The sequence below is a fragment of the Paenibacillus sp. AD87 genome, from assembly GCF_001659845.1.
Taxonomy (GTDB): Bacteria; Bacillota; Bacilli; order Paenibacillales; family Paenibacillaceae; genus Paenibacillus; species Paenibacillus marchantiae.
This window is the reverse complement of record NZ_LXQN01000007.1, coordinates 290,724-304,238: the sequence shown is the minus strand read 5'-3', so window position 1 is coordinate 304,238 and position 13,515 is coordinate 290,724. Positions and strand designations below refer to the sequence as shown.

12 protein-coding genes and 1 other annotated feature are annotated in these 13,515 nt (G+C 47.7%); all 12 genes read right to left on the bottom strand.

Annotated features, from left to right (window positions below; all coding sequences use genetic code 11):
• Positions 1 to 65: 65 nt before the first annotated feature.
• The 12 genes from minD to gpAD87_RS01410 all read right to left on the bottom strand — a co-directional run bounded on the left by minD (position 66) and on the right by gpAD87_RS01410 (position 13,057).
• On the bottom strand, positions 66 to 860 hold the full coding sequence (gene minD, locus gpAD87_RS01465; RefSeq protein WP_017692616.1) for a septum site-determining protein MinD: 795 nt from the start codon (positions 858 to 860) through the stop codon (positions 66 to 68).
• A 3-nt stretch (positions 861 to 863) separates the two neighbouring features.
• Positions 864 to 1,526 carry a septum site-determining protein MinC gene (minC, locus tag gpAD87_RS01460; protein ID WP_063568119.1) on the bottom strand — a complete coding sequence of 221 codons (663 nt, stop codon included), beginning with the start codon at positions 1,524 to 1,526 and terminating at the stop codon, positions 864 to 866.
• Between the two features lie 73 nt (positions 1,527 to 1,599).
• Complete coding sequence (locus tag gpAD87_RS01455) at positions 1,600 to 2,133, bottom strand: rod shape-determining protein MreD (RefSeq protein ID WP_064635826.1); 534 nt, start codon at positions 2,131 to 2,133, stop codon at positions 1,600 to 1,602.
• Positions 2,133 to 3,005 (bottom strand): rod shape-determining protein MreC, encoded by an 873-nt coding sequence (gene mreC, locus gpAD87_RS01450; RefSeq protein ID WP_064635825.1) that lies wholly within the window; start codon positions 3,003 to 3,005, stop codon positions 2,133 to 2,135. The genes gpAD87_RS01455 and mreC overlap by 1 nt, the downstream gene beginning before the upstream one ends.
• Before the next feature lie 188 nt (positions 3,006 to 3,193).
• Complete coding sequence (locus gpAD87_RS01445; protein ID WP_063568116.1) at positions 3,194 to 4,228, bottom strand: rod shape-determining protein; 1,035 nt, start codon at positions 4,226 to 4,228, stop codon at positions 3,194 to 3,196.
• Between the two features lie 194 nt (positions 4,229 to 4,422).
• Entirely contained in the window at positions 4,423 to 5,112 is a 690-nt protein-coding gene (gene radC, locus gpAD87_RS01440) for a RadC family protein (protein ID WP_063568115.1), read from the bottom strand.
• A gap of 35 nt (positions 5,113 to 5,147) precedes the next feature.
• Positions 5,148 to 5,759: a Maf family protein gene (locus gpAD87_RS01435; protein ID WP_063568114.1), complete on the bottom strand. Its 612-nt coding sequence runs from the start codon at positions 5,757 to 5,759 to the stop codon at positions 5,148 to 5,150.
• Positions 5,760 to 5,852: 93 nt separating this feature from the next.
• Positions 5,853 to 6,095 carry a DUF4321 domain-containing protein gene (locus gpAD87_RS01430; RefSeq protein ID WP_024633972.1) on the bottom strand — a complete coding sequence of 81 codons (243 nt, stop codon included), beginning with the start codon at positions 6,093 to 6,095 and terminating at the stop codon, positions 5,853 to 5,855.
• Positions 6,096 to 6,240: 145 nt separating this feature from the next.
• Positions 6,241 to 7,440, bottom strand: coding sequence for an SPOR domain-containing protein (locus tag gpAD87_RS01425; protein WP_064635824.1), 1,200 nt, complete (start codon positions 7,438 to 7,440; stop codon positions 6,241 to 6,243).
• A gap of 120 nt (positions 7,441 to 7,560) precedes the next feature.
• The gene (gene murC / locus gpAD87_RS01420) at positions 7,561 to 8,880 is read right to left on the bottom strand and encodes a UDP-N-acetylmuramate--L-alanine ligase (RefSeq protein ID WP_063568112.1); all 1,320 of its coding nucleotides are present in this window, start codon (positions 8,878 to 8,880) and stop codon (positions 7,561 to 7,563) included.
• 56 nt (positions 8,881 to 8,936) lie between these two features.
• Positions 8,937 to 10,313, bottom strand: a complete 1,377-nt coding sequence (locus gpAD87_RS01415; protein WP_064635823.1) for a bifunctional folylpolyglutamate synthase/dihydrofolate synthase — start codon at positions 10,311 to 10,313, stop codon at positions 8,937 to 8,939.
• 77 nt (positions 10,314 to 10,390) lie between these two features.
• Complete coding sequence (locus gpAD87_RS01410; protein WP_064635822.1) at positions 10,391 to 13,057, bottom strand: valine--tRNA ligase; 2,667 nt, start codon at positions 13,055 to 13,057, stop codon at positions 10,391 to 10,393.
• Between the two features lie 58 nt (positions 13,058 to 13,115).
• Positions 13,116 to 13,395 (bottom strand) — a binding site (T-box leader).
• Positions 13,396 to 13,515: the final 120 nt, after the last annotated feature.

The window sequence follows — 13,515 nt, the reverse complement described above, 5'->3', positions numbered from 1 at the left end:
AATAATCAAAAAGCCGGGCTTGAGGGCCACGGCTGTCATACATAAATGTGATGAGAAAGAGCGAGTTAACCCATTCCAAGAAACTTCTTAAAACGTGTGAAAGCACCCTTTTTTTGCTCCAATTGCATCAGAGGAACGGTATCTCCCAGAATACGACGGGCAATATTACGATAGGCAATGGCCGCAAGTGAATCCGGATTCATTACTGTAGGCTCTCCCGAGTTGGCTGCCTTGATGACAAGTTCATCATCAGGAACAATCCCAATCAGATCAATGTTAAGTACTTGTAAAATGCCGTCAATGTCGAGCATGTCGCCTGATTTGACCATATTGTTACGGATACGGTTCACGACCAGTTTTGGTGATTGAATGTGTGAACTCTCCAGCAAACCAATGACTCGGTCCGCATCACGCACAGCCGCATTTTCTGGTGTAGTCACTACAATCGCCTGGTCAGCTCCTGCAACCGCATTTTTGAACCCCTGCTCAATTCCGGCTGGACAATCGATAATGACGTATTCAAAATCTTTTTTCAATTCGAGAATAATGTCCTTCACCTGTTCTGGTGACACAGAGTTCTTATCTCTCGTTTGTGCTGCAGGCAGCATATATAATTCTTCAAAACGTTTATCTTTGACCAAAGCCTGATTCAGTCGGCAGCGGCCGTCTGCAACGTCACACAGATCATAAATGATCCGGTTTTCGAGTCCCATCACAACATCCAGATTGCGCAGGCCGATATCGGTATCTACCAGACAAACCTTTTTGCCGAGCAGCGCCAGCGCTGTCCCGATGTTTGCCGAGGTGGTTGTTTTACCCACGCCGCCTTTACCCGAAGTGATCACGATCGCCTCTCCCATGAGCTACACTCCTTTAAACACATTAAAATCTCGGCGCAACCGAACGATATTGCTCATCTTGTCGATCTGCATCTGATTGTCCTGTAAATAAGCAAATTCCATTCCGGTCTCTCGGCTCTCCCACTCATCCGGAGGACGGCTGATGATGTCAGCGATCCGCAGCTGCGTTGGTGCAAACACCGAAGCAGCAATGATCGAGTCTTCGTCCCCACCAATTCCAGCGTGAGCCATGCCTCTGAGTGAACCCAAAACATATATATCTCCGGTACACGTTACTGTGCCCCCCGGATTGATATCACCAAGAAACAGTAGATTCCCTTCATGATGAAGCACCTGACCCGAACGTACCATACCACACATGGTTACAATCGGCGGCGGCCCTTTAACCTCTGGTTTAAGGGCCGGTGAGTCAATGGAACGAATGAGCAAATTCCCTTTTTGTTTCAATATATCAAGAACTGCTTCTTTCTGGTCCTCCGTCACTTCGCGGCTGCCCAGTTTGATATCCACATGAACAATCGGTCCGGTTAAAATATTTTGATGGCTGTGTTCCAGCTTATAGCGGAGCTCGTAGAGCAATTCCTCGAATTCACATTGATCGTCCAACAGGAAAACCAGGCCGTCTCGGATGCCTTTAATCGTTACGTGATTCGATTTTACCGTCATAAGCCTGTCCCTCCCATCTCATTACATTTCGTGCCCGGGTCCCCAAGTTCCTGCTTCTCACTCCATAAATGTATCAAGAAGCTTCTTGTACTTTGCTCTTTCTCTTACCAATCCGCTCCAGTTGTTTCCGAAGAGGAACATAAATGATCAGCGCGAACACAAAATGAATGAACAAATTGGGAATCATGTATTCAAGCAATGCCCAGTCAAATGTCACATGATTGAGTTGGAAGAGCTTGTACAGAAAGAATAACATGGTGTCATTCAGCAAACTTCCCAACAGGACGACGGAAACCATAACCGGCAGTGGTGCACGCGGCGCTTGAAAAATAAGTCCCATCATATATGCCGATAATCCCATAGAGAATCCGTATGGTCCAATCATTTCGCCGTAGAATACGACGTCGTGCAAGAGTCCAAATAATATGCCCAGCACCAACGCCGTGTGCCGATGATGATATACAGCGATAAACAAAATCACGATGTAGACCAGGTTGGCAGAAATACGCATTTGCCAGGCCGAAGGAATGAGCAGCGGAAGAATCGTTCCTTCAACAATGAACAAAACGAACAGTAACAGGAATAAGACTTGCTTGCGCGTTACCATTATTCTTTTACCTCAGATGGGATAATCACAATCAGTTCCTTCCAGTCTAGAAAGCTTGCATATGGCTTAATTGTAGCTGTTTGTGTTAAACCATATTCGCTTTTCTCAACCTTCTCCACTTCTCCGATACGCATGTACTTCGGAAAATTGTTGATAATCCCGGAGGAGATGATTTCATCACCTTTTTTGATATCTGAATCTTCCGAGATCTTGGTCATTTTGAGCATACCGGTCTTTGGATCATAACTCTCGATCATACCAAACACTTTTTCTTTGCCAACCGCTGTAGCTGCAATGGCATTGGATGTTGGATCATTCGCGTCCATGGACGTTAACAGATTAACTGTTGACGTGTATGAACTGACATGACTGACAACCCCAACCAGACCCTCTTGCGAAGTAACAGCCATTCCAGCCTTGATTCCTGCATTTTCACCAATATCGATATTAATCGTTCTGCTGTTTGGGTCAGAGTTGGCACTGATGACTTGAGCAATTCGTGAACCGTAGTTATATCGATTCTTTTGTTCCTCGGTAAAATTGAGAGCTTTCTGGAGCTGTTCATTCACCTGCTCCATATCATTGTATTTCAGCCGATCTCGGGTATAGTGACCCATTGCAATGCGAAGCTCTTCATTTTCTTGATATACCGTACGCATGTTCGCCAAATCTTTGAAAAAGCCCGCTACAGAAGAAGCGGGCTTGTAAAATACGTATTGTACAAATCCGACTGAATCCTTCAGGAATTTCTCCGGCCAGGATAGAGCGGTTCGCGGACCGAGCGTAAAGCCCATTAACGCGATAAATGTAACAAGGCCCACCAGCAAAACAAAAAGTCTTTTGTTACCCAGCAGTTTAAACAGTTCGACCACCCTCTAACATCCATTATTCTCTTCCGAGCCATGCCCGGCGGGGAGACTGTCAGACTTATAGTCCCATCGAGAATATCAGTCGATTCTCCCCGGGTATGCGGGTAATAGCTCTCCCGGGGTTAACCGGGTCCTCTTCGTTGATATCATGCCCTTTGGTCGATAAACGAGCCAAGCATAGCATATATCAATTAACGTTTGGAACGAACTGCCGAACTGCTTCTGCTCTTGAACAAATGAATATTCTCAAGCGCTTTACCTGTTCCGATTGCAACGCAATCAAGCGGGTTCTCTGCTACGATAACAGGCATTCCTGTCTCACCAGCAAGCAGCTTGTCCAGATTGCGAAGCAATGCGCCGCCACCTGTGAGAACAATACCACGGTCCATAATATCTGCTGCCAACTCAGGAGGACATTTCTCCAATGTTACTTTTACAGCTTCAACAATGGCATTCACCGTATCCGCCAGAGCTTCGCTGATTTCATCCGAAGTAATCGTAATCGTCTTCGGCAGGCCTGTAACGAGGTCGCGTCCACGAATTTCCATTGTTTCCACTTGCTCAAGCGGCATAGCTGATCCGATATCCATTTTCAACTGCTCCGATGTACGTTCACCGATCATCAGATTATACTGGCGTTTAATGTATTGAATCACGGATTCATCCATCTCGTCACCCGCTACACGAACCGAACGACTTGTTACAATACCGCCAAGAGAGATGACAGCCACTTCCGTTGTACCGCCACCAATATCGACAACCATACTACCCGTTGGTTCCCATACAGGCAGATCTGCACCAATGGCAGCTGCAAAAGGCTCTTCAATCGTATAGGCTTCACGTGCTCCAGCCTGTTTGGTTGCATCTTCAACCGCGCGTTGTTCTACTGCAGTAATCCCGGATGGTACACATACCATCACGTTCGGATGACGTTGGAACATGGAGCGTTGTTTCTGCGCCTCACGGATGAAATATTTGATCATCGTTGCCGTTGTATCGAAATCGGCAATAACGCCATCTTTCATTGGACGAATGGCACGAATGTTACCTGGTGTACGTCCAATCATTTTTTTGGCGGCTTCACCTACTGCCTCGATGGTTTTTGTATCTGTCCGTATAGCGACAACCGAAGGTTCCCGCACCACAATTCCTTTTCCACGTACATAAACCAGCGTATTCGCTGTCCCCAAATCAATACCCAAATCTTTCGTAAAACCACCAAACATGACGTAATCTCCTTTTCTGCCTCATATAGCCGCCCCAGTGAATCAAGAGCATTTCATTTTCATTACCACCATAATGGTGGAGCTAATATTCGCATTTGTTTTGTGTTGCATTGTTTTGCATTTGTAAAGTGAACCTATCTTCTACGGACAACGCCGTCAACATTCATAGGAAAACATCAACGCCAACCATTATATTATACTAAGCCCTTCTCCTTCAAACTTACGTACGTTCCATCTCCGATAATAATGTGATCCAGCACGTCTATGCCTACAATTTCGCCGGCTTCGATCAGTCTTTTGGTTATTTGGATGTCCTCTGGACTAGGCGTAGGATCACCACTGGGATGGTTGTGTGCGCACACAATAGAGGCGCTGCTGCATTTGATGGCAGCCCGGAACACTTCACGCGGATGAACAATCGAAGCGTTAAGGCTACCCATGGAGAGTGTTTCCTGGGCAATAATGTGGTTTTTGCTATTCAGGAAAAGACACACAAAGTGTTCTTTCTGCAAGTAACGCAATTGTTCGGTAAGGATATCGGCCGCATCACGTGGGGTACGAATTGAAGTTGACTGTGTAAGTCTGCTCTTCGCAATTCGATGACCAAGCTCAATGCTAGCTTTCAGCTGTACAGCCTTGGCCATGCCGATACCCTTCATCGCAGTCAGTTCTTCCAGGCTCAAATCCATCAACGAGCGAATTCCACCCGCTTCAGTCAGAATCCGCTGTGCCATATGCACTGCGGATTCCTGTCTTGTACCTGTTCGAAGTAAGATCGCCAGCAATTCAGCATGGCTTAAGGCGCCCGCCCCATATTCCATCATGCGTTCTCTCGGGCGTTCTTCCTGGGGGATGTCGCGCATCATATATTGAGGCGACTCCATATGTTCCCTCTTTTCAGATCGTCAATTGCGGAATTTCATGTACGTGGCAATACATGTACGCCGAATCCATCCAGCATGTCGCTTAGCAAGGACAACGGTAGGCCCACCACATTGAAATAACATCCTTCAACACGTTCTATCAATGAAGCACCAATGCCCTGAATGGCATATGATCCCGCCTTGTCCGAAGGCTCTCCAGTCTGAACATACGCACGAATCGTAGCTTCAGACAGTTCCTTCATCGTAACATTAGTCTGTCGATATTGAACCATGGATTGTCCATTACTTGCATCGATACAAGCTACTCCCGTGAAAACACGGTGTACACGCCCCTGTAGACGAGATAACATTCGTTCAGCGTCCGCTTCGTCTACGGGTTTACCAAGAATATCACCATCCAGAACGACAACAGTGTCACTACCAACAATAACAGCATCCTGTTCGCGACCTTCCAGCCCGCGATAAACGGCAAGCGCCTTACGCATCGCAAGCTCCTGTACCGTCTGTTCAGGAGTCCATTCCGGCGGTGTATCTTCATCGGCGTGACTTGGTATTACTTCAAAAGCTAGATGGAGTGATGCGATCAGTTCTTTACGCCGCGGCGAAGTGGAAGCCAGAATAATACGACGCTGTTGTGTTTTATCCAAAATAACCGGCCCCTTAAGCTACGGCGACATCCTGTCGGATCACGCTAGTAGATATCATTTTTTTTAGTTTCTTCGTCAAAATTCGTCATTCTCCTATAACCTGCGATACAGCCATACAGCAGCAATAATACCGATCAGACTCAGGAGGCTCATTTGAAATTGAAGTGAAATATCATAACTGATAATATCCAGATCAGCCTGCGGCGACCAACGAATGGTCGTGGCTTTCGTTAGAAAGGCAACGGCCTTTACAGGCTGCAGTGCCTTGGCGATCCACGCACCGGCTAGCCAGCCGAGCAGCAGAAACAGCAATAACATGCCGAAGTTTTTTTTCATCGGTGATCTTCCCTCGCCATTTTTTGACACCCACATTATTATACGGGGTTTTGTACGTCAATACAAACACAAATCCGGCAAGGGGAACTATTTCCAGTTCCTTGCCGGATAGGTATTTCAAGGCTGTGTTATGGGAAAGCGGTGATTACTGTTTTATCGCTTCAAGCCATTTTTTTTGTTGTAATACATATTCCATCAGATCGGACTGTACAGACCACATATGCACATTAGCCGGATTTTTGTTGTATTCGGCAATTGCTGTTACCGCACTGGCCATCGATTTTTCCATCGCCGATACATAGGGTTGCACGTCTGCACTCAGGCCTGGTGCAATACTATTCAAACCGGTCAGCCAGAGCTGATGCTGGTTCTGTAATGAGGTCATCGTTTCGGTTGAGACGGCTTCTGGAACAGACTGACCAAGTTGCTGGATCGAGAGGGTAGACAGTTGTTCAACCAAAGCAGATCCACTTGCGAAGAATTGCTGCACATCCTCTGCTTTTCCGCCAAATACTGCCGGGTTCACTTCTGGGTTGACGATTTCCTTGACGTACAGCTCCACTCCTTCGTCCTTAAGCCTTGAGCTGAGCAGCTTGGCCTCCTCACGGTCAGCCGAAATGCCAGCATACACCCGATTACCATCCTCCGGGTCGGAGCCTGCGGCAATGCCTGCCTGGGACAGTTCCACCTTCGCCTGTTCAGCGCGTTCAGGAGAACTGAATACACCATATTGCAGGGCATAATAGCTGCCGCCTGTAGTTGTTGCCTGGAGCTGCTGTTCCGAACCTGCCACTCCCTGCTGACCTGTTACGGCAGATACCGCCTGATTGGCGGGGATCTTGCTGCCAGGATCTACGGCCCCTTCACGGTTAAAAAAAGAAAGAATAACCATGCCGAAGAGGGCCCCGGTCACAAGCGCACCCGTTACTGAACCAATCATTTTCCAGCCCCTTGGGGGACGATTTCGCTTATAAGAGTAGTTTTCACTATCTGCAAGCCAATCATGACCTCCATAATTCTCGTCCGATCTGTTATCGTCCTCATCTCCCGGATACGCAGTAAGATGATTATAATTGTATCCAGGCTCACCAAGTTTCGAATCCTTGTCCGTTCTTTGGTAAGGTTCAGGTACAGTGGAGCCTGTCAGTATCGTCTCTCCCCAGTCACCGGGAATATCCTCTGGTGTCCATGAAGGCGTTGAATTCAACCGCGTTGGTGTTGGCGTTGGACTGTGCGGAATTTCTTCACTCAAAGCTGCAAATGTGCTGGATGTGGGTATCCCCTTGTTTTCAGGCTTGTCCGACTCGTTATCCCCAAAGCGAAACGTCATTCTAGCATTGCTCACCCCGTACCCTCTCCTTTGTCCCATTTATAACAGCTATATGCGGAGAGAATTAGAAACATTCCATTTCATGCAAAAAAACCGCCTGCTTCGAAATGAAGTCAGACGGTTTTACGATTGTAATTATTTCAACCCTTTGGCAAGTGTATCGCCAACTTTCCAGATATCACCTGCACCCATCGTGAGCACAAGATCGCCTGGCTGAAGACGGTTCTGCAGATCTGCAACAACTTCTTCCTTTGTCGGAAGATAACGCGCAGAAGCATTACTGTTTTGAACAATGAGTTCAACCAGCCTAGCCGAGTGAACACCTTCAATCTGTTTTTCGCCCGCAGGGGAATAGATATCGGTAATGAGAACCTCATCTGCTTCTGCAAAGGCACGACTGAACGCATCAAGCAGGAAGAACGTACGTGTGTAACGCTGTGGCTGGAATACCGCAATGATACGTTTCCCTGTTGCTTTGGCCGCACTGATTGTAGCCTCAATCTCGGTCGGGTGATGAGCATAATCATCAATAATCAGCATATCACGCGCCTCACCCAGCACCTGGAATCTGCGTTTCGCTCCATGGAACTGGATAATGGCGGCTGTAATTTTCTCAAATGGAATACCTGCTTCCAGACAGGTAATAACCGTAGCCATCGCATTATAAACGTTATGTTTACCTGGAACTGACAACTCCACCTTACCCAACACATTGCCCTGATGGCTCATCGTAAAGGAAATTCGGCGGTCGCCAAGCACGATATCTGTTGCTGTATAATCAGCAGCATAATCAATGCCGTATGTGGTCACCCGTGATTTCAGCTCCGGTAAAATGGCTTGAACATTCTCGTCGTCAGCACATACAATGGCCGTGCCTTCTGGACGAATCTGACTCAGGAACTGCACATAAGCCTTTTTGAGTTCTTCAAAATCACTGTTGTAGTTCTCAAGGTGATCCGCTTCAATATTAGTCACAATACCGAGCCAAGGATGATACTGCAAAAATGAACCGTCGCTCTCGTCCGCCTCTGCAACAACCCAGTCGCCTTGGCCTGCCTTGGCGTTGGTCCCCACGTTCATGATTTCCCCGCCAATGATGTATGTCGGGTCTGTATCACATTTATCCATAACGAGTGCAATCATGGATGACGTAGTTGTTTTGCCATGAGCCCCGGCTACAGCCACACCTTTGCGCTCGTTCAGCAAACGTGCGAGCATCTGGGCGCGATGCAGAATCGGGATGTTCAGCTTTTCAGCTGCCACCCGTTCCACATTATCAGCTGGAGCTGCCGTGGAGTAGACAACCAGGTCTGCCCCGTTTACATGCTCTGCCGTATGTCCGATATATATTTTCGCTCCCTTGGCTGCCAGCTTCTCGGTCAACTCCTGTGAAGCGACATCCGATCCGGTAACGGTGTATCCCATCTCAAGCATAACTCTCGCGATGGCACTCATGCCATATCCGCCAATCCCTATAAAATGAACGTGTTCCGATGTATTTAACAAAACTTTCACCAACCTTTTTCAGAATCGGTTTGATGCAAAAGGGCTGCCCGCACATCTGCAATCAGGTACAATGTGCCGGACACCACCCCCAGATCTTCCGCTTCCGTCCGTGACTTCAATAGATCAAGTGCCTTTGCCCATTCGGGCTCGACGATGATTTCCAGCTCCGGTTTCGCAATGGCGGGACGTACCCGTTCGACGATCTGCAGCAATTCGGCTGCATCCATTTTGCGTCGGAAATCTGGCTCGGTCAGGATCAGCGTATCCACTAGTGGCAGTATATGCTGCAAATACGCTTCGTGATGCTTATTCGCCAGCATGCCCATCATCAAAATTAACTTGTTGTGAGGATATACGTCGATAATGCTCTTGGCCAGCGATTCGGCCCCCTCTGGATTATGCGCTCCATCCAGTACAATGCGGGGCTGATCAACCACTTTCTCGAACCGTCCTGCCCAGAAGGCATGTTCCAGTCCAAGTGCAATATCTTCATCATCCAGCATAAATGCCATGTATTGGCGAAGCAACTCCAGTACCATAAGTGCACCCGCTGCATTGTCGCATTGATGTACGCCCTGCATACGAATACGAGCGTCCAGATCACGGAACGGTCCTGTAAAATGAAAAGATTGTCCGTTCTCATCACTGTCCAGTCTATGATAGGAGAAACGATCTCCCGCCAGATACACGGTTGAACGCAGCCGCTCTGCCGTCTCCTGGATCACCTTCACAGCCTCTGGCTGCGTGGCACAGGTAACAACGGGTACCCCCGCCTTAATAATACCTGCCTTCTCTCCAGCAATCGCCTCAATCGTATCTCCCAGTACATCCGTATGGTCCATACCGATATTGGTAATGACCGATACCACGGGTGTAACAATATTCGTTACGTCCATCCTTCCCCCGAGCCCTGTCTCCCATACCACAATGTCAGGGTAGCACTCTTCCGCATAATACAGAAGGGCGATTGCTGTAGATACCTCAAACATCGTAGGTGATCCAAGGGGAGTTGAAGCCATCTCTTGAACCAATGGATACAGGCGGTTTGAGAGTTTGAGCAATGTTTCTTCCGGGATATCCTCACCGTTGTACTGAAAACGGTTTGTGAATTTGGTGATATAAGGGGACGTAAACGTTCCAACATCATATCCCGCCTGAAGAAGTACTGACGTCAAAAAAGCGCAAGTCGAACCTTTGCCGTTCGTTCCCGCGACATGAATAAATTTGAGACGCTGGTGAGGATTACCCAGCAATGACATCAATCCCTCGATTCGTTCCAATCCAGGTCGGATGCCAAAAGGAATAAGGCCATTGATCCAGCTCACGGCCTCGTCATAGGTAAGTAAAGGAGATGCTATTTCTGTCCCGTTAAGTTCCGTCATATGATTCACCTTTGGTTTGAGTTTGGTTGAAAAAAGCGGCCGGATGGCGCAGAAGCTCTCCATCCGACCCGAATATATTAACCTTTCAGTTCCTTGATTCGTGCAATCACCTTATCCCGTTTATCGGAATAATCCGCTTGCTTGGCGCGCTCTTCCTCAATAACCTTGGCAGGAGCCTTGGCAACAAAGCCTTCGTTCGCCAGCTTTTTCTCCACACGGAGTACTTCGCCCTCAAGGTTCTGCAACTCTTTCTCCAGACGAGCCACTTCCTGATCAATATCAATAAGACCCGCCAGCGGCAAATACAGCTCAGCCCCAGTAATGACTGCAGTCATTGCTTTATCCGGTGAGCTCAGATCCAAGCCGCTGTCGAACTCGGACGTATTACAGAAACGTTTGATGTAATGGCTGTTGCGTTCAATGATGCTGGATGTCTCTGCGTTGTTCGCTTTCACCATCAATTCAATTTTCTTGCTCATTGGTACGTTTACTTCTGCACGGATGTTTCGTACTGCACGAATGGTATCCATAAGCAGGTTCATCTCGGCAACCGCCTCAGGGTTCTCCAGTGCAGGGTCATACACAGGCCAGGAAGCTAATGTAATCGTTTCGCCTTCATGCGGCAGATGCTGCCAGATCTCTTCCGAAATGTACGGCATGAACGGATGAATCAGGCGCATAGTCTGATCCAGCACATAAGCAAGCACCGATTGTGTTTTCTTCTTGGCAACCGGATCTTCTCCATAGAAGGACAACTTCGCAAATTCAATATACCAGTCACACAGGTCATCCCAAATAAAGTTATACAGCAAACGGCCTGTTTCTCCAAATTCATATGCTTCGATTAGACGCGTAATATCACGAGAAGTTTCGTTCAGGCGGTGCAAAATCCAGTAATCCGCTGTTCCAAGGTCTCCACTAATATCACGATCTTCATAGGTGAACCCTTCCAGATTCATCAGAGCGAAGCGCGATGCATTCCAGATTTTATTGGCAAAGTTACGAGCCTGTTCAACCCGCTCCCAGCGGAAACGGAGATCCTGACCCGGAGTACTACTTGTAGAGATCATGTAACGCATTGCATCCGCACCATATTTCTCAATCACATCTAACGGATCAACACCGTTGCCTAGCGATTTGGACATCTTGCGTCCGTCAGCATCACGAACAAGACCGTGCATCAACACATCCTTGAACGGAACCTCTTCCGTGAACTCCAGAGCGGTAAAGATCATGCGCGCCACCCAGAAATAAATAATGTCATACCCTGTTACGAGTACACTTGTCGGGTAATAACGTTTCAGATCTTCCGTGTCTTCCGGCCAGCCTAATGTAGAGAACGGCCATAATGCGGAACTGAACCATGTATCCAGAACGTCTTCATCCTGTCTCAGCTTGCGTCCAGCGTATTCTGGCAATGTTGTCGGATCTTCAGCAGATACAATAATTTCTCCAGTCTCCTCGTCATACCAGGCAGGAATACGATGACCCCACCACAATTGACGAGAGATACACCAGTCACGAACATTTTCGATCCAGTTCAGATACGTTTTCTCAAAACGATCCGGAACAAAATGAACCCCTTCACCGCTTTGTTGCTTCTCAATCGCTTTCTCCGCGAGTGGCTTCATCTCAACAAACCACTGTGTCGACAAATACGGCTCAACAACAGCTCCTGTCCGTTCGCTGTGTCCAACCTGATGCGTATGATCCTCAATGTTGATCAATACACCCTGTTCTTGCAGGTCTGCAACAATCTGCTTACGGCAGTCGCTGCGATCCAGTCCCTGATATTTGCCTGCTTCGGCATTCATCGTACCCGTCTCATCCATCACCGTAATCTGTGGCAGATCATGACGAAGGCCCACTTCGAAGTCATTCGGATCATGAGCAGGCGTTATTTTCACGGCGCCGCTTCCGAAATCTTTATCTACGTACTCATCTGCAATAACCGGAATTTCGCGTCCGATAATAGGCAGAACAAGCACCTTGCCAATCATGTCTGCGTAACGTTCATCCTTCGGATGAACAGCAACTGCCGTGTCTCCCAGCATCGTTTCCGGGCGAGTTGTCGCTACTGTGACATAACCACTTCCGTCTTTGAGCGGATAACGCAGATGGTACAAGTGACCCTGAACTTCTTTATATTCAACCTCGATGTCGGACAGTGCAGTTCGGTTCACCGGGTCCCAGTTAATAATTCGTTTGCCTCGATAAATGAGGCCTTTTTCATACAGTTGAACAAACACTTTACGTACAGCCTGGGATAGACCTTCGTCCAGTGTAAAACGTTCACGTGAGTAATCGAGCGACAAGCCCATTTTGCCCCATTGCTGGCGAATGGTTGTTGCGTATTGCTCTTTCCAGTCCCATACCTTCTCCAAGAACTTTTCGCGTCCCAGATCATAACGAGTCTGGCCTTCTTCACGCAATTTCTGTTCTACTTTGGTTTGGGTAGCAATACCTGCATGGTCAGAACCCGGCAGCCACAATGCATCATAGCCCTGCATCCGCTTGGTACGAATCAGAATGTCCTGCAGTGTGAAATCGAGCGCATGCCCGATATGGAGCATTCCGGTTACGTTCGGGGGTGGAATTACAATCGTATAAGGTTCAGCATCTTTACGCTGGCCTGCCTTGAAATATCCATTTTCCATCCAAGTGGAATACCATTTTTGTTCCGCAGCTTTCGGATCATATGTGGTTGGCATTTCTGTTGCAGCTGAATTTTTTTGTTCAGACATGTGTCATTCCTCCGTTACTTATTCATCATCGCCAAAAAACAAAAAAACCTTTCATCCATCAAAGGACGAAAGGTTAGCTTTCGCGGTACCACCTTTGTTTCACGCAGATAGAAAGGTAGACTACCCCTTCTGAACTTACGTGACACTTCAAGCAGATAACGGCTGCGACCGGCCCATCCTACCTTAGGAATGAATGATACTAAAGTTACTCATCCCTTGTATTCAAACAGGCAACTCCCGGGCGACTTCGATCAGTTGGTTCCTACGGAATTTCCCAGCGCTACAATCCCGCTCTCTGAAAGGTCATACTGTCTACTACTCCCGATCCACGTTGTTCTTCAAAAAACCTAAACACATCATACCCTGCCCGTGCCCGATAGTCAACCTGACAACAGCGGAAAAAGCGCGCTGCAATGCAGGTTGAGGGCTGACAAAGCAAAAACCCGCCATCCTCAAGG